Below are 22197 nucleotides of genomic sequence, written 5' to 3' on the forward strand. Positions count from 1 at the left end.
GCCATAGGGCCAAGGTTTTATTTGGGTAAAAAATACTTTAATGCTATTGTGTGCGCCATGTTGCAGGTGCGAAAAACAGCTACGGGAAAACAGCATGAGCATGACATTAAGCCAGAACGCCACCACCCCTAAGGCAAGCCAGACTACTGGCCGAATTGTATTGGGTGTGACGGGCGGAATTGCTGCCTATAAAAGCGCCATACTGGTACGCCGCCTCAAGGAAGCCGGGTTTGATGTGCGCGTGGTGATGACTCAGGGTGCTCAGGCGTTTATTACGCCGTTGACCTTTCAGGCCCTGTCCGGTAATGCAGTACATACCAGCTTGCTTGACCCGGCTGCCGAGGCAGGCATGGGCCATATTGAACTGGCGCGCTGGGCCGACCTGATTTTAATTGCACCGGCCAGTGCCAATACTGTCGCGCGACTGGCCGCCGGCATGTCTGATGATTTGTTAGCCACACTGGTGCTAGCGACCAAGGCACCAGTCTGGCTGGCCCCAGCCATGAATCAGCAAATGTGGGCTAATGCGCTAACCCAGCGTAACCTGCAAACCTTAACTGACTATGGCATGCAGATGATCCAGCCGGATGCTGGTGAGCAAGCTTGCGGTGATGTCGGGCTAGGCCGTATGCCGGAACCTGAGGCACTGGCTGCACAGGTTGCAGATTATTTTCAAGCTATAAACAGCCAGCCTTTAGGTCAATCAACACATCAGTCACAAATTTTGGCAGGCCAGCATGTGGTGATTACCGCTGGACCCACGCGCGAAGCCATTGACCCGGTGCGTTATGTGAGCAATCACAGCACGGGAAAAATGGGCTTTGCACTGGCTGAGGCCTGCCGTGACGCAGGGGCCAAGGTTACCCTGATTGCAGGCCCGGTGACTTTACCAACGCCGCAAGGCATTGAGCGTATTGATATTAGTTCGGCGCAGGAATTGCTGGCCGTGTGCTTGAAAGTAGTCAATCAGGGCTGTGATATTTTTATTGCAACGGCTGCGGTGGCTGATTATCGCGCAGCCGAAGTGTCACCCCATAAAATCAAGAAAGCGGGTGACGAGCTGACTATTCAACTGGTCAAAAACCCGGATATTGTGGCAACAGTGGCCCAGCAGGAAAAACGTCCGTTTATGGTGGGATTTGCGGCCGAAACCCAGCACATGGAACAATATGCCAGCAGTAAACTGGTCAGCAAAAAGCTGGACATGATTGCGGTGAATGACGTGTCCCGTTCCGACATTGGCTTTGGCAGTGACCAGAATGCCATGACGGTATTTTTTGCTGAACACTATCATCTATCGCAACAACATCTGGACAAGGCATCCAAATCAAAAATTGCATGGCAACTGGTGGAATGTATTGCTAAGGCGCAGTCAGCGCATTAGCACGTTTTTGCCTTGCGCTGACCCTTATACTAAGCACTCGATAAGGTAAATGTCAGGGTTTACTGCTTAGGCCTGATTTACTTTTAATATTCATTAAAAACCCAGCCACTGAGAAAAGCAAAATACTCGCGTAACCACGCGTTATAACGGATCAATAATGGCGTTGGGGCGCTAATCATGGTGACATTCGTATAGCCCTGTTTTCTGGCAATGGCTGCTGCACGAATGGTATGAAAATCACTGGTGACAATCGCCACTGGATCGGTCAGGGCAATATGGTGCTGTGCCAGTAGGCGCTTGCTGTTTTTCAGGTTAAGTTCGGTGCTGGTGCTTTGATCTTCCAGCGCCATGCGTGACACGGGAATTGCATAATGCTGCCCAAGATAGCGTGCCATAATCACAGCTTCAGTTTCCTGTTCGCCAAAATCAAGCCCGCCACTTAAGATTACCAAGGCATGCGGCGAAATTTTTGCTACTGGTACAGCAGCATCAAGTCGCTTTGCCAAGGCTGCGGATGGCTTGCCATTTTCAACCCCACTGCCCAGCACAATGATTGCTTTGACAGGTGTGCTATCAATGACGTGGTTCATATTTTCATGAATTTTCAGGGCAAACCAGCCCAAGCTCACACACCATACTAAAAACAGGCACCAGCCAGTTTTCCATAACCGTTTGATCCGGATATGCTGATTCAGCCAATGATGAATTTTGTCCCACAGAACGGCATAAGTAATAAAGCCAGTACCAATGAGTAGTGGCAAGACAATACCAATATGCAGTTTTTTCTGGATGAGTAAATATAAGCTGTCCAGAAGCAATACTGTGCCTAAAATCAGCAATAACGCTCTGGGCAGTAAACGGCTGTAGGCACTATCATTTGTCATAAATTTCTTTTTTAGAATCATTTTTTTTAGCATCAACTTGTTAAAGTCATTAGCATGGATTAAAGATTACCTAGACATTTCCTCATAGGTTCTAATCTTGCTGATATAAAAAAGCCACAGCAAAACTGTGGCTTTTAGTGGCTTTAAGATCAGCCCTAATCATACTGCTTAAGCATTACCAGTGGCAGCCTGCTGTTGTTCCTGCTGGGCGCGCGCCAGATTTTCAGCAAAGGCTGCATCAAAGTTGATGGGTGCCAGCAGCAATTGCGGGAAGCTGCCTTTGGTCACGATATCATTGATGGCTTCACGGGCAAATGGAAACAAAATACTTGGGCAATAGGCACCAAGCAGTTGTGGCAGTTGTTCCTGATCAATATTTTCCATCAGGAAAATACCGGCTTGCTGGATTTCTGCAATAAACGCAGTTTCCTGCTGGTTTTCAGCGCTGACGGTGACTTTTAAAACCACTTCATAATGGGTGGTATCAATTTGTTCAGCACTGGACGACAGGTTGATATTTAATTCAGGTTGCCATTCCTTGGTAAATACTTTAGCGCTTGGTACTTCAAATGAAATATCTTTGGCGTAAATACGCTCAAGTGCCAGTTGTGGTTGAGCTTGTTGTTCACTCATAAAAATATCCCTAATCTAGTTTCGTTAAACGTGTTGCAGTAAAAAATCGGTCTAAGCCGATTAGCCATTATTGGCGTTCAACATTTCATCCAGCTTGCCCTGTTTATCTAGCGCATAGAGCTGGTCGAAGCCCCCAATAAACTGATCATTAATAAAAATTTGCGGTACAGTACGATGCTTGGTGCGTGCCATCAGTTCGGAACGTACTTCGCTGGGTTCCTTGTTCAGGTCAATTTCTTCATACGCAATATTCTTGCGCTGTAGTAACTGTTTTGCACGGACACAGTACGGACAAACTGTTGTGGTATAAACAAGAACATTGGCACTCATGATCGTACTCCAGTCAATTTCTATTTAATTTCTATGTTGTCAAAACCAGCAGCCGTCAAAAACGGTTAGCGTGCCTTGACCAGCGGTAAGCCCTGAGCCTTCCAGTTACTGATGCCACCGTCCAGACGATAGCATTTGGCATTGGCAATCATTTGTACAGCAGAACCTGCCACCTGACCCATGTTGCAAATCATGACAATTGGACGGTCACTCTCGCGCAGCTCTTCAACATGATTTTTAAGCTGGCTGAATGGAATATTACGGCTTCCACTAATGTGTCCGGCCTTGAAGTCCTTTGCATCACGCAAGTCAACTAATAAAGCATTTTCACGCTGAATTAAAACGCCAAGGGACTGAGGAGATATCTTGTGGCCGCTACGACGGTTTTCAAGGATAAAAAACAAAACAATCAACACCCCCAGAATTCCAAATAGAAAGGGATGATTTTGCATAAACTCTAGCCAGCGTTCCACAGTGCACCTGATTACATCTAAAATTGCACACAGTATACCGATAATCTGCTGCTTTTTTGCAGGGTTTTATATGATTGCTTTGTTTTAGGCCTACCGCATGAATGCAGACCTGATCATAAAAACAGGGACTATTTTAAATTACAGGATCAGACACGGATTAATCAGACCAGTTAGCCTTCGTTGTCGCGAACTTCAGCTTCCAGCCGATTCAGGCTTTTCAAGCGGCGTTCCAGAATTTCACCGCGCTGACTGGCCGCCAGCAGTGCACAGCCCGGTTCCTGTCGGTGCAGGCAATTGCGAAACTTGCAGGTGCCATAATAATCCTGCATTTCAACAAAACCAGACCGAATGGCATCCACATCCAGATGCCATACCCCAAACTCACGGATACCGGGTGAATCAATCAGTGCGCCACCCTCAGGTAAGGGGATCAGCTTGGTGGTGGTGGTGGTATGCTGGCCCAGCGCCGAATTTTCGGAAATAATATTGGTTTTTTGCAGTGCATTGGGTGCCAGAATATTAATCAGCGAACTCTTACCAACGCCGGATTGACCTACAAAAACCACCGTCTGGTTTGCCAGCCGGGCTTTCAGGTTGTCCAGTCCATGGGTTTTACTGGTAATCAGGGTTTCATAGCCCAAGGCCTGATATTCATCAAGCAACTGGTATAGCTCATCATTTTCTTTTAACAGGTCAGATTTGTGCAGCACCAGCAACGGCTTGATGCCTGCCTGCTCACAAGCCACCAGATAACGGTCAATTAATAAGGGCGAAGGCACAGGCAACGGCGCAAATACAATCACAATCAGGCTAACGTTGGCTGCGACCGGTTTCACCTTGTGGTAACGATCCGGGCGGGTAAGCAGGGAAGAACGTGGATGCATGGCATTGATCACGCCAAGGCCAGTGTTGCTGTCAGCCTGCCAGCGTACCCGGTCACCGGTCACAAGCAATTCCAGATTGGTACGGGTGTGACAGCGCCAGACTTCGCCTTCCACCACCGGACGCCAGAATGGCTCAGGTTCACCATCATTGACGACAGGCGGTATTTGTTGTTCGGGGACTGATAAAGCCTGCACTTCAAGCTGGCGGCCATAATGCGCGACAACCAGACCTTCGAGCTGCTGGCTGTCATCAAGGTCATGCTGGCGGCGTTCCTGCTGTGCCTGCATGCGGCGTTCCTGTTGTTCAGTCAGGCGACGTTTGCGGATTAAAGCCATAAGCCTAAAAAAGCTCCATTATAAGTATCCAGTCCCGTTGGGGATTACTGTGAAAAAGTGTTTATTAGTATACGTTCTAATTAATCGAGCAGGTAAGATTTATCGGCGAAGAAGGTAAATGGCTGGGATGACATGCAAGTCTGGTTCAATTATTTTTATAGTATTGATGGTCAAAACTGATTTTTATCAGGACAAAAAATGCAATGGCCTAAAACTAAAAACCCCGCACCTTTCGGCGCGGGGTCCTTCAATTGCCCACCGCTAAGAGCAGGCAACAGAACAGGGACCATTAATATAGCCGAAAATTTAGCACTGCAAAGTAGCAGGGAGTGACTGGACAGTTTGTCTACAATAAGAAATAAGCACTTGACGTTTTAAAAAATAGTTATTTTGATAAATTTATAGCCATTTTAAGTATAGCGCATATAAACCACAATGAATTGGCCGAAAAATTCATTTCATTGGTCAGTTCGGTCAATAACTGCACATTCTGATCTTTTGCCAACATTATTGAAAAAGACGGGTGCTACTGAAAAAGTAAGTCAAAAGTTTTAATAACGCTGCAAGTGTTTAAATAAAGTAATTTAAATCAATGAATTGTTGTGAAGTTTTTTTATTGATTTAGCAAGACCTGTGAGTTTGCTAATATAGCGTCTTTACAGCAAGACAGTGTGGATGCAACAACGATGAGTAGCAGCGATCAGCGCTTAATATGGATTGACCTGGAAATGACCGGCCTGGATACCGACCGTGATCATATTATTGAAATTGCTACCATTGTTACTGATGAGCATTTGAATATTTTGGCAGAAGGGCCGGTGCTGACTGTGCATCAGAGCGATCAGGTACTTAACGGCATGGATGAGTGGAACACCCGTCAGCATGGGCAGTCTGGTCTGGTTGAACGGGTACGCCGTAGTACCCTGACCAGTCAGGATGCCGAAGCGCAAACCATTGCTTTCCTGAAAAAATGGGTTGACCCCAAAAAATCACCAATGTGTGGCAATTCCATTTGTCAGGATCGCCGCTTTATGCATCGCGAAATGCCGGCACTTGAGCAATATTTCCATTATCGCAATCTGGATGTGTCATCAGTTAAAGAACTGGCCCGCCGCTGGCGTCCCGAGATTATGTCGGGTCTGAAAAAGCAGGCAACCCATCTGGCACTGGATGATATTCGTGATTCGATTCGCGAACTCAAATACTACCGTGAGTATTTTTTTAGAATCAATTAATCACTAAAACTAGGCAGATAGCATATTGGCATTTATGCGTATGTTATCTGACTTTTATCACAGTTTGTCGTAAGTCTAATGATTTAGTAGACAAAATTTCATCAGAACGCTATTGTCAAGGCTACATGGAAGTAGCGGTTAATTTTATGCCAGTTAAACTGTATTAAAAACAGTCTGGCAAGTTTAACCATTTAGTTGTCCCACGCTAATGAGGACAGTGTTATGGGATTTAACAATAGCATTGTAAGGTATTTTGACGATGTGCTGGACTGGACGCCGGTACGCAAGTCATTGCTGGTTCTAATTATTTTAACGGTCATTTTAGTGCACTACTGGTTATTTCAGGTGTACCAGACTTATTTTCCCAGCAAATATATTAATTACGACATCTTAATGACGCTGCAATGGGGCTTGCCGTTCCTGATTTTTTTAACCAGTGTGCTGATCTATGTTGGCAAGCAGGTAAAGGACAAGGAATGGGCACAGCAATTATTTGCCTGTATCAGCACGTTTTACTATGCAATTTCTCTGGTGATTCTGGGCTATACCATTGGCCTGTCCAATATTACTACCGGCCTGGTCATGGCAGGCGCACCACTGTTTGGCTTTGTGCTGTTCCAGCGTCATATTGTCTATGCTGCTTTTGGCACCGCGGCCGTGCTGATCATTGCACTATCGGCATTAAGTGCCTACGGTCATATTCCGTATGGTCCGTTGTTCAAGCCTGAATTTTTTTATGAGTTTAAGGCGCGTCCGTTTTATTTGCTGTGCATGATTTATTTTGCCCTGCCGCATTTTATTACTATCTTCGGGTTTTGTGACTTGTTCTTCATTCGCTGGCGGCAGCGTGAGCGCAATATTCACCATATCAGTATTACTGACAGCCTGACCAATTTATACAACCGTCGTGCCATTACAAATTGTCTGGAAGCCTCGCTCGAGCAAAACGCTGATCTGGCCTTTCCGGTGTCTGTGGTATTGCTGGATGTTGACTTGTTTAAAAGAATCAATGATGCGCATGGCCATGCAATTGGTGATAAAGCCCTGCAAGTGGTAGCAGCCACGTTGCAAAGCACCTTGCGTAAAGCCGATCAGGTCGGGCGCTATGGGGGCGAGGAGTTCCTGATTGTGCTGAGCCAGACTGAACTGGAACAGGCGGTAATTATTGCAGAGCGCTGCCGGGTTGCCATTAGCAATGCCTATGTGAGTGATGAGCATGACCAGCGTTTGCAGGTGACTGCAAGTTTTGGGGTGAGTTGCAGCGAGCAGTGTGGTTATCAGCTGGATAAAATTGTACGTCAGGCTGATAAATACCTGTATGAGGCCAAGCATCAGGGCCGCAACCAAGTGGTTTCAATTTTAAATACAATTCGCACTTAACTCTTCATATAATGATGATGAATCCATGCTGTAATCTGTAAAATCTGTGATGCAACTGAATAAAGAGAATGAAGATGCAAAGTAATAATCCCATGTTTAAAAAGGTCACGTTTGATGCGGCCTACACCGAACCGATGACGGTTGCCGGGGCAGTCAACAAAGCGGTCCTGATGACAGGCGTGGCCACAGCTATTGCACTGGTGTTTTATTTTTACTGTTTAAACCTTGGCTATACCAATAGTCCTGCCATGCTGGGTGCCATTGTTGGGGCAATTGGCGGTCTGGTGCTGGCATTGATTATGGCATTTAAGCCACAAACCAGTAGTAGTCTGGCATTGCCGTATGCGGTACTGGAAGGGTTGTTTCTGGGCGGTATTTCGGCAGCCTATGAATACCGTTTTCCGGGCTTGCCACTGATTGCTGTGGCTGCGACCTTTGTGACCACCTTTGGTTTGCTCGGCTTATACAAGGCTAAAATTATTCAGGCCACTGAAAAATTCAAGGCCGTGGTGCTGTCTGCCACGCTGGCCATTGTAATTTTATATGTGGTGCAGTGGATCATGGTACTGGCATTTGGAAACAGCATTCCATTCCTGTTTGAAAACGGCATGATTGGTTTGGGCTTTGCGGCCTTTGTGGCGGTAATTGCTTCATTAAACCTGATTCTGGATTTTGATCTGGTTGAGCGCTCTGCTGAATACCAAGCGCCTAAATACATGGAGTGGTTTTGTGGCGTTGCGCTACTGGCGACTCTGGTATGGATGTATATTTCATTCCTGCGCCTGCTGGGTATTATCCGTTCCAACTAAGAACGTATTGATGTCATCAGTAAGCCTCAAGACAGAAATGTTTTGAGGCTTTTTTATTGATGACGGAGTAAATGTGCGACAATGGGCCATCTTTATATTATTTATTCTGTAGAGCTTCTCGTGCTAACCAAAGCCCGGGGCGAGGAAAACAAAGCGCATGACATCTGATTTATCCAACAACTCGCCAGAGCAGGCCATTACTTACTTAAACAGTTTAAAGCAAACCGCGCTGGATGAAGAGGCGCAGTCCTTTATCCGTAATAACCTGAATAAGTCCAACGAGGCCAGCACTTATACCACGGCATTTAGTCTGTTATACCAGCATTATGAAGAAATGCTGCAACAAGCCACTATTGCTGCATTTGGCTTAAATGACTTTCAGGCGAAAAAAATACTGTATAAAAAAGATCGTGTGCGCCTGTTTAAAAAGCATGGTATTGATTTTAATGCACTGGCTGGTGCTGATGCGATGAACACCTTGTCGCTGATTGTGAATGCCTCACATTATGAAGGGCTGGTGACCGAAGCATTGGCAGATAAATTTCCGTACTGGAAGGAAGGCTTTGCCATGGTGCAACTGGATCAGGCCTATAAAAAACTGGTGCCCCAATGTATTGAGCATCAGCAGGCTTTGCTGGATGCCTTGATTAATGTGGTACAGGGACAGCGCTAAGCAGCTACTGGTTTTACTTGCCCGCAGCAGTAATTTATATACGGCTGCGGTGTATTTATACAGCTGAATTCATGCTTTTATAAATCCATAATTTTGTCTTTTTGCGCTAAAGCACGCTGCACCGCAGGACGTGCTTTTAGACGCTCAATCCAGTCGTTTACATGCGGATATTCAGCAATACTAATATCCTGCCATTCCCAGCTTAAGGCCCAGCCAATCATGGCCATGTCAGCAATGGAGTACTCACCAGCCACATAATCACGGTCTGCCAGTCGCTGGTTTAGCACGCCATACAGGCGCTTGGTTTCATCCACATAACGGTTAATGGCATAGGGGATTTTTTCCGGGGCAAAGCGGTTGAAGTGATGGTTTTGTCCCAGCATGGGGCCAAAGCCGCCCATTTGCCACATCAGCCATTGTTCGACTTCAATCCGCTGGCGTTCATCCTGCGGATAAAATAAACCAGTTTTACGACCCAGATATTGCAAGATTGCACCAGATTCAAAAATGGAAATCGGCTGGTCATCCGGCCCATTGGGGTCAATAATGGCAGGCATCCGGTTGTTGGGTGAAATATCCAGAAACGCTGGCTTGAACTGGTCACCCTTGCGGATATCAACCAGTTGTATTTCATAGGGAAGCTGCATTTCTTCCAGTGCAATGGTGATTTTATGGCCATTGGGCGTAGGAAAATAAAAAAGCTGGATAGGTGCTTGCGTGCCTGTTGTCATGTTGATACCAGAGTATTTTCTATCGTTAAAGATATAGCGCGTCGCTTTTTGAATATCAAGTTTAATCACGTGTGCCTAAACGGCCATTTTTTCATCATCAGCAAAGTCTCGCTTATGTGGCATCAGGTGTATTAATCCGGCCCTGACAATAATACATATTGTTTGCTCGAAAACTCTGCTATAAGTTCCTTTTTGGAACTAAAAGTACTTAATAATCGGCTTGACTCACCCAGTTGCTGATCGCAGTAAAACCGCACATCACAAATGTTGAAGCGGGTCAGGTCTAGCAGTATGGATAGATAAATGATGAATACTAAAACGTTAACACAAGCGGTAATCCGCCAGCGTTGTGCAGTCGTAATTGGCGTAGGTGCATCACAGGGGATTGGCGCTGCAGTGAGCCGCCGTATTGGCCGAGAAGGCCTGCTGGTTTATGTGGTAGGGCGCACGCAGGAAAAGCTGGATCGGGTGGTTGCCGAAGTTCAGCAGGCTGGTGGGCAGGCAGAAAGTTATATTCTGGATGCCACTAAAGTCAGTCAGGTAGAGGCATTATTCAGCCATATTCACGCCCGTCAGCAGGCCATTGCTCTGGTAGTCCATAATGTAGGCAGTAATATGCCATCGCGGTTTTTAAAAAGTAGCCTGAGCTTTTTTGACAGCATGTGGCGTTTGACATTTTTATCAGGCTTTTTGGTGGGCCAGCAAGCGGTTAAAACCATGCAACAGCAGGGACAGGGAACCCTCATTTTTACCGGGGCCAGTGCCTCAATTCGCGGCAAGCCCTATTTTGCGGCATTTACCACAGGCAAGGCTGCACTAAGAGCGTATGCGCAAGGACTGGCAAAAGAATTAAATCCGCAGAATATTCATATTGCGCATGTGGTGGTTGATGGCATGGTGGATGGAGAGCGTATTAATCAAGCTGTGTTTGGTTTGGGCCGTATGCTGCGTCAAACGCGAGGCGGGGGCGGCTTGAATATTGAAGCCATTGCCGAAAACTACTGGATGCTGCATCAGCAGGCTAAACCATTGTGGACGCACGAGCTGGATTTACGGCCTTATAGTGAGAAATTTTAATGAATATCTTCAGAAGAAAAAAATCATCACAGGGTTGTATAGTAGTTATCGGCACTCATGTTGAGGCCTTATCCCAGGCATTGCTGCCACAGGCACAAAGTCAAAAACTGGCGCTGTATCAAGTGAGCCATAGCCAGCAATATAACACGCTGCACCATGAGGCTTTGAACCAACTCACCAGTGTGAATGCAAATTTGATTGACCCTAAAGCCATGGTACAGTTATTTAAAAAAATTAAACAAGCTGGCCATGTGGTTGAGTTGGTGGTATTCCAGCCTGCGACACCTATTGAAATTGCCAGTACTGATTTAACTCCGGAATACATCCAGCAACGCTGGCAGGACATTGGTTTAAGTGCCATTACTATTGCGCAACATGCCATTAAATCTATGCTGCCCCGTCAGCAGGGAAAGTTTATTGCCCTCGGTTCAATGCATGCCAGTGAACCAGACTCAGGCTGGCTGGCAGATGGAGCGCTACAGGCGGGTAACCGGGCGTTATTTCAGTCACTAGCCCGCGAGTTTCAGCCGCAGGGAATACAGTGTTGTTATATGGCGTTATCAGGCTGGAGCACTGAAAATATGCAAACGGCGCAGGCCATTGCACAAACCTGCTGGCACATTTATCAGCAACCCCGTTCAGCGTGGAGTCAGGAATTGAGCCTGTATCGCTAATTTTTAAGTTGTTTAATTTTATAAAGGGGCAAGTCAATGCAATTGAATAACATGGTTTCACCATAACTTGCTCTGAAGTACAAACAGACCTTACAGGATTTGAGCAAAATTCTTTACTAATGCAAATTCAGATTGAATACTTTTGCTAAATTACGCCATTTAGGCGCATAGGAAAAAGTTTATTTGCTAGGTACTTCATCAATCATTTTTAGGTGAATAACCCTAATGCATGTGTTGAAGTTTGAAAATTTGGAAAAATTTGATTGAGCTGTTCAGGATTTAAATGAAACTGGTTGGTAATAACCTCACATAGGACAGTACGAAAGTCAGTCATAACGGCTAGATCCCGGTTTTCAAATAGTCGTTGTGGCTGAAGGGTTGGCCACTCGCCATACACTTTTTTTCCTTTAATTGCGCCCCCTAGCAGCCACATCACATTCCCATGGCCGTGATCAGTGCCCTGATTGCCATTTTCCTTGACGGTACGCCCAAATTCACTCATCACCACCACTACTGTGTCTGGCCATTTGTCGCTGAGTCCTTGTTTAAGCTCTGTTAGGCCATTCATTAGCAAGGTCAGTGAGTTGGCGAGTTTGCCCTTTTCTTTACCCTGAGCTGCATGGGTGTCCCAGCCACTAATGCCAAAAAAACCAAAGCCAATATCATCACGTGCATGCATTAGGCTGGCCAGTTGTCTGGCATCGGCGGCAAAGCCCCGTACCGGTTGACCGCCGTTAGCTGCTTTTTCCTGCTCGGGCTGCTGTTCACTCAAAGCGCGTTGCAGGGCTTTGTCAGCAACCTGAGCAGACTGGTAAGCTTCTCCCAGTGTTCCACTATTCTTGTATAGACCATCGAACAAACGACGTGAAGAGGCACTGCTGATAGTGCTGCTTTTTTTGACAGATTGCCCAGGCGATACGACAGTAATCGGATGCTGGCCAGCAAAAATTCGTGGAATGGTTGTGCTGATTGAAATACCCTGTAAGCTACTGGATTTTTTTGCATCAAGTTGCAGTAAGAGGCGGTTTAGCCAACCGTTGCGCGTGGTTTTGATATCAGGTGTGGCAGTTTCCATATAATCCTGCGCATCAAAATGTGAGCGCGTTGCACTGGGTGAGCCTGCTGCATGAATAAAAGCCAGCTCTCTACTGTGCCATAATGGCATAAGTGGGGCTAGTACCGGATTTAGACCAAAATAACCATCCAGATCAAGCACACTATCCGGTTGATTGGCGCTTGGTTTGCTCAGGGCAATGTTAGGGCGCAATTGATAGTAATGCTCATCCTGATACGGCACCACCACATTTAAGCCATCTACTGCGCCTCGCAGCATTACAATAATTAGCTTTTTTTGAGCAATAGGTGTACTGGCTGCCCAGGTATTATTAAACAGCAAGGGTGTGCTGGCTAATAACAAACTATGTCGGATCAGTTCTCTACGATTCATTGTCTATTGTCCTGATAACTTTTATCGGTTGCATTTTAATAACGCATAAAATCGGGGCTACCCATTAACAGGGTTAACTTTTGCGCAGGATCAGTCAGTTGCTGATAGTGCGTTATGGTTTGCGGTGAGAGCAGAGCAGAAAGCTGACCAAAGACCTGATCAGGGTCAACTGTGTAATTAATATTGGCTTCAGGATTTTTACTTTGCTTGAATAAATTGCCACGTCCTAATTGAGTGGCATAGTCAATCCGGGTTTTAAGCGCATTAGGCGTTAGCCATGTTATTTCTTTCCAGTCATAACCATCCGGACTAAATGCACCATATAAGGGCATACCCATAGCTGTATTTTTCTGGTTAATAATAATAGGATTAATGGGGTTGATATTACTGGCTCGAAGACTAGAAATCAGATAACGAAAAGGCGGCTTGAACTTTTGCTGTACATTGCGTTCCTCCCAGAATTCCCGACTATTGAATAAGCTACGCAATACTTGCCGAATATCACCATGAGTTTTGATAAAGGTGTGACTGAGGGTATTGACCAAGGCTTGCGGTGGCTGATCGGCTACAAAATAGCTGGCCAGCTCATAAGCAATATGGTTGGCAGTGGCAGGTGAGTTTGCCAGTATTTGCAGGGCTTTTTCGCCCTCTTCCTGTTGCTGTCCACTGACAATGGTTTGTCGTAGCCATTGTTTTTGAGTGCTATCGTGCAACTTGGGGTTGTAGCTAAAAAATTTGCCTGCTGCCAGATCTTTAAAGTTATAAGTCCATCCAGTTAGCATTCGAGCTAGTGCAGTAACATCAGCCTGACTATAGCCGCCATTTACACCCAGTGTGTGCAATTCCATAACTTCGCGTGCATAATTCTCGTTAATGCCACCTTTAACGATTTTTTTATTGTTTTTAGTGCTGGTACGTTCAGCGGCTGACAGCCTGTTATCCAAATAATCCAGCATGGCAGGGTGATGTGCAGTGGCATTTAATAAATCACTAAAATGACCTAAAACGTGAGGACGAATGGCTGTTTTTTCATAGTCCGAATAAAACAGGCGCGTAGCGGAAGATTTAGCAGCATATACATTAAAATGGTTGTACCAGAAATCTACCATCACTTCTTCAAGCTGATTGGGGCTGTAGGTCGCCAGCAAAATTCGCTGGTTTTTGATTGCAATATCCAGTTGTTTGTATAGCTCCCGGCGCTGTATATCAATAGCTTTGATTTCATCTTGATTATTGCTGGCTTTGGCGGCTTTACCTTGCTGTTGTAAACTTAGTTCCTGAGTAGCAATTATAGTGAGTGATGGAATCACTGCTGTTTGCTCAAGTTGCTCCACCAAGAACGGTGGCAACGGCTGAGGCTTGGTATTTAATTGCTGGTCAATGTAGGCCTCGATACCCAGCTTGCGAATTTTTGCCAGTTCAATGGCATTGACGCCATAGCCTAAACGGTTAAGTACATGCAATTGCTTTTGTTGTAATGAAAGCGCTGCAAGAGCAGGAGGAGTAATTGAAAAAATCACTATACTGGCAAGTGCTATTCTTGTTTTGACCAAGCCGATAAATGGGAAAGAAAACTGAAACATATAAATTCCTTAATAAATCGGAAAAAATGGTGCGCTTAATGCATACTCTTGCAAAGTATGTGCTGCCGACATATGCTCTGCCAACATAGGGAACCATCAAAGAAAAACAAAGGATAAACTGTAGTTTCTTGCAACTGCTGCGTTTGATCAGCGCAAAAATTCCGTACGAAACCTAATACAAAAAATTAGTGCGAAAAAAAGCAGCCATGATCATGACTGCCTAATGAGTAACGGGAATTATGAGTCAACGTCTTTTTATTTAGACGTATTTTATTATCGACCCCCTAAAGTGATCACCTTAACTCACCTTGTCACCTGGTTTGGCACCTGTATCTGGTGAGAGCAGGAAAATCCCTTCGCCATTACCAGCAGCCAGCACCATGCCATTGGATACACCAAAGCGCATTTTGCGTGGCGCCAGATTGGCCACCAGCACAGTTAAACGGCCCACAAGACTGTCTGCTTCGTAAGCCCCACGAATGCCACTAAACACATTGCGCGGTTCAGCCTCACCCACATCCAGCGTAAGTTGCAGCAACTTGTCCGAGCCTTCTACGGTTTGCGCATTAATGATTTTAGCCACCCGCAAGTCGACTTTTAAGAAATCATCAATCTTAATGGTTTCGCTAGCGCTTGTGTCCGGCTTGGCGACAGTCGATTTGCTATCAGGTTTGGCTGCCGCTTGTGCCGCGTTTTTAGCAGTCTTGGGCGGTGTAGCAGGCGTAGCTGTAGTGGTAAGGGATTCTTTGGACGCTTCAACCATCAGCTCTACTTTGGCTTTGTCTACACGCTGCATCAGCGGCTGGAATGTATACACCTCATGATCCAGCAAAACCTGCTGACGCGAAGCAAAATCCATGCTGTCCAGTTTAAAGAACAGTTGCACCTGTTTGGCAAGACTGGGCAATACCGGGACTAGATAAACCACCAGCTGACGGAACAGGTTGAGGCCGACTGAACAAACATCCTGCACTTCATTGTCCATGCCATCAATTTTGGCCAGCGCCCACGGTTTTTTCTCGTCAATGTACTGGTTGGCTTTATCAGCAAGACTCATGATGTCACGGATTGCCGTACTAAATTCACGCGCCTCATAGGCTTTACCAATGTCATCGCCTGCATCAATAAAGCTTTGCACCAGTTCTGGCTCGCTGCATAGTGCAGACATTTTATTATCAAATTTGGTATTGATAAACTTGGCACAGCGGCTGGCAATATTCACCACTTTACCCACCAGATCGCTATTTACCTTTAAGATAAAATCATCAAGGTTCAGGTCACTGTCTTCCACTTTATCCGACAGCTTGCTGGCAAAGTAATAACGCAGGTATTCCGGGTTTAAATGTTCCAGATAGGTTTCGGCCTTAATGAATGTGCCACGTGACTTGCTCATCTTCTGGCCATTCACAGTCAAAAAGCCATTCACAAACACCCCGGTGGGCGTACGATAGCCGGCCCCTTCCAGCATGGCAGGCCAGAACAGCGCATGGAAATACACAATATCCTTGCCAATAAAATGATACAGCTCTGCGTTACTGTCCTTGCCCCAGTAATCCATAAAGGTGAGGCCAGCCTGTTTGCCTGCATGAGTGCTAACATAATTCTCAAAGCTGGACATATAGCCAATAGGTGCATCTACCCACACATAAAAATACTTGCCCGGTGCATCGGGAATTTCAAAGCCAAAATATGGCGCATCCCGCGAAATATCCCAGTCGTTTAAACCCGCTTCAAACCATTCATTGAGCTTGTTGGCAATGCTCACCGGCAAGCGATTTGGTGTGCGCGTCCAGTCTTGCAAATACTGCTCAAAATCAGGCAGCTTGAAAAAGTAATGAATCGATTCTTTTTCAATAGGGGTTGCACCACTTAAGGTGGAATAAGGGTTTTTTAGCTCGGTCGCATTATAAGTCGTACCGCACACTTCGCAGGAATCACCATATTGATCCGGCGCGCTACATTTGGGGCATTCCCCCTTAATAAAGCGATCTGCTAAAAATAAGCCTTTTTCCGGGTCAAACAGCTGCTTAACCGGGCGGGTACTGATATGTCCGGCATCGCGGTTCTTGATATAAATTTCCTGTGAGCGCAGGCGGTTTTCTTCACTGTGTGTGGAGTGGTAATGATCAAAGCTGATATCAAATCCGGCAAAATCGCGCTCATGCTCGCGCTGTACCTGCGCAATTTGTTGTTCAGGCGTCACGCCGTTGGCCTCGGCTTTGAGCATGATTGCAGTACCATGCGCATCATCGGCACACACATAAGTCACCTGATGACCCATGGCGCGCATTGCACGTACCCAGATATCAGCCTGAATATAGCCCAACAAATGACCCAAATGAATCGGGCCGTTGGCATAGGGAAGTGCATTGGTGACTAAAATGCGACGTACAGAATGTGGCACGGACAAATACTCTCTTTGTAATTTTGCAATACAGGTTAATATAACATGCTTCCCCTGTAAAATTGCCCGCTGTTATCCCGTTGGAGTATCGCTTATGTCATGGTTTAAACCATTTAAAATGGAATTTGCCCCATTTGCTGAATTTGGAAATCCGCAAGTTGATGAAATTCTGCAAGCACATTATTTGCCAAATACTCAACATCCTATTTTGTCGCTTGTCACTCAGCGTCAGCAGCAAAATGATGTACTGGGCTTAACCCTTAAGCTCCCGGCAGGCTATCAGGTGAATTCGGAAGCTGATTTTGAGCAGCTACACAACAGTCTGGCCAGTGCCTTGGAAAAAGTGGGCATTCGCGAGCTGAATCTGCATTTTGTGACCCAAAAGGCCAGTGGCACTCAACATGAGCGGGGAAAAAGCGTGAGCAGCACTGCTGCGCAAGAACTTCGCCCTGAGGGATATAATTCCGTAAGAAGAGCGCAAAGCAACCTGCCCCCGGTAATCGATGCACAAGAAGCGCCCTCTAACTCCCCCTTAACAAGGGGAGAATTACCGCCTGTCATTGATGCTCAGGCACAAGCGCAACCTATAAAAAGTGAAGCCGTGCAACGTGAAGATGAGCTGACATCAAAGCGTCCTGCGCCGTCCACCCAAAGCCAGCTTAAAGCCCATCCACGCATTAAAAATGTCATTGTGGTGGCTTCCGGCAAAGGCGGCGTTGGCAAATCTACCACCACCGTAAATTTGGCTTTGGCGCTACAGCAAACCGGCGCAAAAGTGGGCGTGCTGGATGCTGATATTTATGGCCCTAGCGTACCAACCATGCTGGGTACAGCAGGCAAGACACCTTTAATTGAAAACGAACAGTTTATTCCACTGGAAGCTTACGGCATGGCCGTGCTATCCATTGGTAATTTAACGGGTGATGACAATACACCTGTCGTCTGGCGTGGGCCAAAAGCAACCGGCGCACTCATGCAGTTGTTTAACCAGACTGCATGGCCTGATCTGGATTATTTGCTGATTGATATGCCGCCGGGTACGGGTGATATTCAACTCACGCTGGCGCAGCGCATTCCGGTCACAGGTGCAGTGATTGTCACTACCCCGCAGCATGTGGCGTTAATGGATGCCCAAAAAGGTATTGAACTATTTAACAAGGTAAATATTCCTGTGCTGGGTGTGGTCGAAAACATGTCTACGCATGTCTGCTCCAACTGCGGTCATACTGATGAAATCTTTGGTACGGGCGGTGGCGATAAATTAAGTGCTGCCTATCAGGTACCTTTATTGGGCCGCTTGCCCCTCAATGCCAGCATCCGCCACAATGCTGATCAGGGTAAGCCTAGTGTGATTGCCAACGATGCAGCTGCTATCCATTACAAGGACATTGCGCTGGCCATGCTGGTGCAACTGGCCAAAATTCCAAGCCGCGAGCGGGACAGCAACCGTATTTTTTAATTGCGGCTTTTTAATTGGCCGCTTTTTTGAAAGCCAAGTTTTAAGGTAAAGTAAGCACAATTTTTTAAACAGTATTTGGGAAAATCAATGAGCATTAAATCGGATCGCTGGATTCGTGAAATGAGTAAAAACCACGGCATGATTGAACCCTATGCCGAAAATCAGGTGCGTCTGGATGACAATGGCCAAAAGCTGATTTCCTATGGCGTGTCCAGCTATGGCTACGATGTACGCTGTGCGCGTGAATTCAAGGTATTTACCAATGTGCATTCGGCCATTGTCGACCCCAAGAATTTTGATGAAAAAAGCTTTATTGATATCGAATCTGATGTCTGCATCATTCCACCAAACTCATTTGCCCTGGCGCGTACGGTGGAGTATTTCCGCATTCCACGCAATGTGCTCACGATTTGTCTGGGCAAGTCCACCTATGCACGCTGTGGCATTATTGTGAATGTCACGCCCTTGGAACCTGAATGGGAAGGCCATGTGACGCTGGAATTTTCCAATACCACCAATTTACCTGCGCGTATTTATGCTGGGGAAGGGGTTGCACAAATGCTATTCTTCGAAAGTGACGAAGTATGTGAAACCAGCTATAAAGACCGTGGCGGCAAGTATCAGGGGCAGGTTGGGGTAACTTTACCTAAAGCCTAATCCCTAGCCAATGTAGTAATAAGACTTAAGGGTGGTGATAGCATACATTCACCCCCTTATTTTAAGGGAGTTTTAAGAAAACTCTTTCTATATTAGTATCAGGGATAGATGGAAAAATAACCCGACGAGCGGTTATTCTAATTAAGCTATTGTTTTTAATGATATTAATTTTGAAAGTAAAAATAAAAAACTGTTTAAATTAAAGCGATCAGCAAAACATTTTTGCATTTTGCCAAATAAGCCTCATAATATAAAGTGTAGTACTGTATACCGTACTATAGACATCAAAAGGCACAATAATAATACCTTTGATGTATGAGGACCAAGAGGATTGAACTGCTTTAATGCAGTATGGCAATTAAGAAGGAAGGCTAGGTAGCATGTCTCATCTACGTTTACGCGTTAAATCTGGTTTTAGACTCAGTACGTTGGCACTATCCATCGGCCTTTCTTTAGCGTCGTCTCATGGTTTTGCACTTGAAGCACTGGATGATGAGGGCTTGGCCGACTCTACTGGTGAAGGTATTGCGTTCTTGCCAGAGAATTTCAGCATGCAATTTAAGGATGAAAACAACGTTGCAGGGGCAGGTAGTATTCGTTTGATTCCTGTAGGTCCGTTAAGTACTGCTGTAGAAGATAAAGGCTATCAAAAGGCTGATATTTATCTATATGGATTATCTCTAGCACAATCTAAAAAAGACTATGGGATAGAACGGACAAACTCTGATTGGGGAACTGGTTTTGGTAATGTTAGCGCTATTGGTGCTACCCCTTCGGCCACAGACTTTGGTCGTCCCATTACCTCATGGGGCTCTGCGACTAATCCTTGGATATTCAAAACAATTACTGATAGTGCACCAAATTTTGCCGGTGTTTCAAAAGATGTGCCTTATCTGAGTTTTGAAGCACCCTTAATGCATACAACGATACCAACTACTGGACCTGAGGCATCGGCTTATAACCTGAAAATGGGCTTTTGGGCAGATGCCTTTATGCGGGATAAGACTATTGTTGAAAATGCAGGCGGAGATAAATATGCAGGTTTAAGCAATCGATTGCGACTTAACTTTGTCTGGGATGGGTTTAGTGTTAATGGTTCGAATTTAAAAGTATTCCGTACTCTGGACGGCGTAACTGCTGGCATGGGGGGTACATATACAGCCAATTTAAAAATTAATAATGTTATTACTTCAAAAACTTTTAATTACGGTTTAAATACATCTTATAACGAAACGTTGGGTATTGCAGGGGTAGTAAGGCTAAATAGTGGCCCTACTAATGGACATGATTCTAGAGCTACTGTAAGCGGTCAAACGATAAATCGGACGACGCCAGTAAATGATACAACTGGTATAACGATAACTTATCAACCTCCTACAAATGCTGACGTACCAGGTAGCTTTCCAAACGGCGGTATGTGTACTTATCCTAGACCAAATACAGTGGGTAATAGTTCCTCTCATGCAGGTCAATGTCTTACTCAAGAAGGCTACAAGACTTTAACTCATACTGCTTCTGGCACCAACAATTGGACCCCTCCAGCTGCTAAAAGTGTTATTCGTATTAATACTCAGGAGCTTCTAGGTAGTGTATTTGGCGATGGTACGCCAGCACTTGGCGGAGCAGGAGCCAAGGGAAATATTCCGAATTTTGGGCCTAATAGTAATGCTGAGGGAGTTTTTTTATACAATCCAAATATTAATATTGTTTTGGGCAATCTATATCAACCATTAATGTTTAGTACCGATGGTGGAAACTTTTCTATGGAACTTGCTCGTATTCCTGATAATGCAGCAATTTATAAGAAAATTTATCAGGACTACGATAACCCTAACTCTACTGAGTATTTAGGGCGTACATGTAATGTTCATAGTTGTGGTAGTACCGTAAATTTAGGGGGAACTAGCTATCAAGATTCAAAAGCTACTCATAGCAGTATTACCATTGGTTCTACGGAGTATGATAGCGTGAAGAATCGTTTAACCGCTTATAAAGGTATCGAAGCCATAGGTATTTCTATAGGTGAGTTGAAAGCAGGTACTGCTTTATATAGCGAAAACAAAGTTGATTATACGCAAGTTTTTAGAAGAACAAGAGTGGGAAATACCAGTTGTTTTTTGGGAATATGCGGAGATGGCAGTTGGGGTAGTTGGAGTGCTTGGTCACCGGTTGCACCAAAATTAGGTACTATAGCAAATCCTAATCCTTATGAAACCGAATTCAACCAGAATACGAATGGTCAAATCTTGGGTATCCAAACTACTGTACCTAATCCCTATGTAAATAATTTGAACCCACCGGGAGCTACAGTAGCAAATAATTTTGGCTCTGCAGTAATTGATGGATTGCTTATTCAGCATTTTAAATTTACAACCACAGGTTTGAACTAAGGAGAGGGTTACAAAGTGAAAAAAAGATGCTCTTATTTAGTTCTACTTGTCCTTCTGCCTTGCATGCCATCATTTGCAGCTCTAGAGGGACTAAATAATGATCAGCTACAGCAAGTTGATGGTCAGGCTGGAGCTGACATCAGCCTTGAACTAAAATTAAACCATACTACTGCCAATGTTTTTGACACTTCTGTTTGCCCAGCGAATAATCTTGAGTATTGTCGGCTGGCTTTTTCTTTAAGCAACCGCTATCACGATGGTTCACAGGATACATATGATGCGAGTGGAAATCGAATTCCATCAACCACCGGGCGTAAGCAATGGTTGGTTTTTAAGGGGATTCAAGGAACTATTAATATCCAAAAGATTGGTCTGGATGGCGTTGATCTACAATATAATAATGGGACAACTAATATTCTTAAGCCTGCTATTCAATTATCATTTGATGCAGCAAAACCTATTTTAATAAGAAATTTAGGATTTCAATCATTGGCAATTGAAACTGATGATGGTGCAAATGAAGTAGGACCGGGATATTTAAAAAGTGATAAATATTGCTCTTCATCTACTGGAACATCATCATGTTTAGGCGGTAATGCTTTTGATGGGAATAACCCTTTAACTAATACAGGTAGGGAAAAGGGATTTTTAGGTATTAATATGAATGGAAATCTTGCTGTTGGTGGAACAATTAAGATGTTCAGCTGTGAAGGTGGTTCAGGTGGACATCCTCGTTGTTAGTGATTGTTTAAGG

At 45.1% G+C, this 22197-nt stretch carries 20 protein-coding genes; 11 read left to right on the forward strand and 9 right to left on the reverse strand.

Features of this window, described 5'->3' with window-relative positions; genetic code table 11:
- Nucleotides 1-100 precede the first annotated feature (100 nt).
- Entirely contained in the window at nucleotides 101-1384 is a 1284-nt protein-coding gene (gene coaBC / locus BKE30_RS03240; protein WP_076877229.1) for a bifunctional phosphopantothenoylcysteine decarboxylase/phosphopantothenate--cysteine ligase CoaBC, read from the forward strand.
- An 83-nt stretch (nucleotides 1385-1467) separates the two neighbouring features.
- Here the strand turns inward: coaBC and BKE30_RS03245 are convergent, their stop codons facing one another.
- The 5 genes from BKE30_RS03245 to rsgA form a co-directional block, all read right to left on the reverse strand.
- On the reverse strand, nucleotides 1468-2268 hold the full coding sequence (locus tag BKE30_RS03245; RefSeq protein WP_076877444.1) for a YdcF family protein: 801 nt from the start codon (nucleotides 2266-2268) through the stop codon (nucleotides 1468-1470).
- A gap of 168 nt (nucleotides 2269-2436) precedes the next feature.
- Nucleotides 2437-2901, reverse strand: a complete 465-nt coding sequence (secB, locus tag BKE30_RS03250; RefSeq protein ID WP_076877230.1) for a protein-export chaperone SecB — start codon at nucleotides 2899-2901, stop codon at nucleotides 2437-2439.
- A 60-nt stretch (nucleotides 2902-2961) separates the two neighbouring features.
- Nucleotides 2962-3231, reverse strand: a complete 270-nt coding sequence (gene grxC / locus BKE30_RS03255) for a glutaredoxin 3 (RefSeq protein ID WP_076877231.1) — start codon at nucleotides 3229-3231, stop codon at nucleotides 2962-2964.
- A gap of 65 nt (nucleotides 3232-3296) precedes the next feature.
- Complete coding sequence (locus BKE30_RS03260; RefSeq protein WP_076877232.1) at nucleotides 3297-3704, reverse strand: rhodanese-like domain-containing protein; 408 nt, start codon at nucleotides 3702-3704, stop codon at nucleotides 3297-3299.
- A gap of 170 nt (nucleotides 3705-3874) precedes the next feature.
- Complete coding sequence (gene rsgA, locus BKE30_RS03265; protein WP_076877233.1) at nucleotides 3875-4924, reverse strand: small ribosomal subunit biogenesis GTPase RsgA; 1050 nt, start codon at nucleotides 4922-4924, stop codon at nucleotides 3875-3877.
- A gap of 686 nt (nucleotides 4925-5610) precedes the next feature.
- Here rsgA and orn point away from each other — a divergent pair.
- From orn to BKE30_RS03285, 4 genes are all read left to right on the forward strand, one after another.
- Complete coding sequence (gene orn, locus BKE30_RS03270; protein ID WP_076877234.1) at nucleotides 5611-6159, forward strand: oligoribonuclease; 549 nt, start codon at nucleotides 5611-5613, stop codon at nucleotides 6157-6159.
- A gap of 222 nt (nucleotides 6160-6381) precedes the next feature.
- On the forward strand, nucleotides 6382-7539 hold the full coding sequence (locus BKE30_RS03275; protein WP_076877235.1) for a GGDEF domain-containing protein: 1158 nt from the start codon (nucleotides 6382-6384) through the stop codon (nucleotides 7537-7539).
- Nucleotides 7540-7613: 74 nt separating this feature from the next.
- Entirely contained in the window at nucleotides 7614-8348 is a 735-nt protein-coding gene (locus BKE30_RS03280) for a Bax inhibitor-1/YccA family protein (RefSeq protein WP_076877445.1), read from the forward strand.
- 157 nt (nucleotides 8349-8505) lie between these two features.
- Nucleotides 8506-9021, forward strand: coding sequence for a hypothetical protein (locus BKE30_RS03285; RefSeq protein WP_076877236.1), 516 nt, complete (start codon nucleotides 8506-8508; stop codon nucleotides 9019-9021).
- 77 nt (nucleotides 9022-9098) lie between these two features.
- Here BKE30_RS03285 and BKE30_RS03290 read toward each other — a convergent pair whose 3' ends face one another.
- Nucleotides 9099-9752: a glutathione S-transferase N-terminal domain-containing protein gene (locus BKE30_RS03290; RefSeq protein WP_076877237.1), complete on the reverse strand. Its 654-nt coding sequence runs from the start codon at nucleotides 9750-9752 to the stop codon at nucleotides 9099-9101.
- Between the two features lie 306 nt (nucleotides 9753-10058).
- Here BKE30_RS03290 and BKE30_RS03295 point away from each other — a divergent pair, with 306 nt between their 5' ends.
- Together BKE30_RS03295 and BKE30_RS03300 are read left to right on the forward strand one after the other, a co-directional pair.
- A complete protein-coding gene (locus tag BKE30_RS03295) occupies nucleotides 10059-10829 on the forward strand; it encodes an SDR family NAD(P)-dependent oxidoreductase (RefSeq protein ID WP_076877446.1) in 771 nt (256 codons plus the stop codon).
- The gene (locus BKE30_RS03300; RefSeq protein ID WP_076877238.1) at nucleotides 10829-11503 is read left to right on the forward strand and encodes an SDR family NAD(P)-dependent oxidoreductase; all 675 of its coding nucleotides are present in this window, start codon (nucleotides 10829-10831) and stop codon (nucleotides 11501-11503) included. The genes BKE30_RS03295 and BKE30_RS03300 overlap by 1 nt, the downstream gene beginning before the upstream one ends.
- 208 nt (nucleotides 11504-11711) lie before the next feature.
- Here the strand turns inward: BKE30_RS03300 and BKE30_RS03305 are convergent, their stop codons facing one another.
- The 3 genes from BKE30_RS03305 to metG all read right to left on the reverse strand — a co-directional run bounded on the left by BKE30_RS03305 (nucleotide 11712) and on the right by metG (nucleotide 16937).
- Nucleotides 11712-12950 (reverse strand): DUF1501 domain-containing protein, encoded by a 1239-nt coding sequence (locus BKE30_RS03305; RefSeq protein ID WP_076877239.1) that lies wholly within the window; start codon nucleotides 12948-12950, stop codon nucleotides 11712-11714.
- 35 nt (nucleotides 12951-12985) lie between these two features.
- On the reverse strand, nucleotides 12986-14533 hold the full coding sequence (locus tag BKE30_RS03310) for a DUF1800 domain-containing protein (protein WP_076877240.1): 1548 nt from the start codon (nucleotides 14531-14533) through the stop codon (nucleotides 12986-12988).
- 298 nt (nucleotides 14534-14831) lie between these two features.
- Entirely contained in the window at nucleotides 14832-16937 is a 2106-nt protein-coding gene (gene metG / locus BKE30_RS03315) for a methionine--tRNA ligase (RefSeq protein ID WP_076877241.1), read from the reverse strand.
- Between the two features lie 118 nt (nucleotides 16938-17055).
- On the opposite strand from metG, the gene apbC reads away from it, so the two are divergent.
- The 4 genes from apbC (at nucleotide 17056) to BKE30_RS03335 (ending at nucleotide 22184) form a co-directional block, all read left to right on the forward strand.
- On the forward strand, nucleotides 17056-18396 hold the full coding sequence (apbC, locus tag BKE30_RS03320; RefSeq protein ID WP_227518342.1) for an iron-sulfur cluster carrier protein ApbC: 1341 nt from the start codon (nucleotides 17056-17058) through the stop codon (nucleotides 18394-18396).
- 87 nt (nucleotides 18397-18483) lie between these two features.
- Nucleotides 18484-19053 (forward strand): dCTP deaminase, encoded by a 570-nt coding sequence (dcd, locus tag BKE30_RS03325; protein ID WP_076877243.1) that lies wholly within the window; start codon nucleotides 18484-18486, stop codon nucleotides 19051-19053.
- Nucleotides 19054-19433: 380 nt separating this feature from the next.
- Complete coding sequence (locus BKE30_RS03330; RefSeq protein ID WP_076877244.1) at nucleotides 19434-21443, forward strand: hypothetical protein; 2010 nt, start codon at nucleotides 19434-19436, stop codon at nucleotides 21441-21443.
- A 63-nt stretch (nucleotides 21444-21506) separates the two neighbouring features.
- A complete protein-coding gene (locus BKE30_RS03335; RefSeq protein WP_076877245.1) occupies nucleotides 21507-22184 on the forward strand; it encodes a SymE family type I addiction module toxin in 678 nt (225 codons plus the stop codon).
- Nucleotides 22185-22197: the final 13 nt, after the last annotated feature.

Source organism: Alkanindiges hydrocarboniclasticus (assembly GCF_001982605.1).
Classification (GTDB): domain Bacteria; phylum Pseudomonadota; class Gammaproteobacteria; order Pseudomonadales; family Moraxellaceae; genus Alkanindiges; species Alkanindiges hydrocarboniclasticus.

What these genes read in the sequence shown, in the direction of transcription:
- BKE30_RS03300 (WP_076877238.1), top strand. Translation starts at nt 10,829, where the DNA reads ATGAATATCTTCAGAAGAAAAAAATCATCACAGGGTTGTATAGTAGTT.
- BKE30_RS03245 (WP_076877444.1), bottom strand. Translation starts at nt 2,268, where the DNA reads ATGACAAATGATAGTGCCTACAGCCGTTTACTGCCCAGAGCGTTATTG.
- grxC (WP_076877231.1), bottom strand. Translation starts at nt 3,231, where the DNA reads ATGAGTGCCAATGTTCTTGTTTATACCACAACAGTTTGTCCGTACTGT.
- BKE30_RS03330 (WP_076877244.1), top strand. Translation starts at nt 19,434, where the DNA reads ATGTCTCATCTACGTTTACGCGTTAAATCTGGTTTTAGACTCAGTACG.
- BKE30_RS03310 (WP_076877240.1), bottom strand. Translation starts at nt 14,533, where the DNA reads ATGTTTCAGTTTTCTTTCCCATTTATCGGCTTGGTCAAAACAAGAATA.
- rsgA (WP_076877233.1), bottom strand. Translation starts at nt 4,924, where the DNA reads ATGGCTTTAATCCGCAAACGTCGCCTGACTGAACAACAGGAACGCCGC.
- coaBC (WP_076877229.1), top strand. Translation starts at nt 101, where the DNA reads ATGACATTAAGCCAGAACGCCACCACCCCTAAGGCAAGCCAGACTACT.
- BKE30_RS03305 (WP_076877239.1), bottom strand. Translation starts at nt 12,950, where the DNA reads ATGAATCGTAGAGAACTGATCCGACATAGTTTGTTATTAGCCAGCACA.
- BKE30_RS03285 (WP_076877236.1), top strand. Translation starts at nt 8,506, where the DNA reads ATGACATCTGATTTATCCAACAACTCGCCAGAGCAGGCCATTACTTAC.
- BKE30_RS03295 (WP_076877446.1), top strand. Translation starts at nt 10,059, where the DNA reads ATGAATACTAAAACGTTAACACAAGCGGTAATCCGCCAGCGTTGTGCA.
- BKE30_RS03290 (WP_076877237.1), bottom strand. Translation starts at nt 9,752, where the DNA reads ATGACAACAGGCACGCAAGCACCTATCCAGCTTTTTTATTTTCCTACG.
- BKE30_RS03335 (WP_076877245.1), top strand. Translation starts at nt 21,507, where the DNA reads ATGCCATCATTTGCAGCTCTAGAGGGACTAAATAATGATCAGCTACAG.
- secB (WP_076877230.1), bottom strand. Translation starts at nt 2,901, where the DNA reads ATGAGTGAACAACAAGCTCAACCACAACTGGCACTTGAGCGTATTTAC.
- apbC (WP_227518342.1), top strand. Translation starts at nt 17,056, where the DNA reads ATGGAATTTGCCCCATTTGCTGAATTTGGAAATCCGCAAGTTGATGAA.
- BKE30_RS03275 (WP_076877235.1), top strand. Translation starts at nt 6,382, where the DNA reads ATGGGATTTAACAATAGCATTGTAAGGTATTTTGACGATGTGCTGGAC.
- orn (WP_076877234.1), top strand. Translation starts at nt 5,611, where the DNA reads ATGAGTAGCAGCGATCAGCGCTTAATATGGATTGACCTGGAAATGACC.
- BKE30_RS03280 (WP_076877445.1), top strand. Translation starts at nt 7,614, where the DNA reads ATGCAAAGTAATAATCCCATGTTTAAAAAGGTCACGTTTGATGCGGCC.
- dcd (WP_076877243.1), top strand. Translation starts at nt 18,484, where the DNA reads ATGAGCATTAAATCGGATCGCTGGATTCGTGAAATGAGTAAAAACCAC.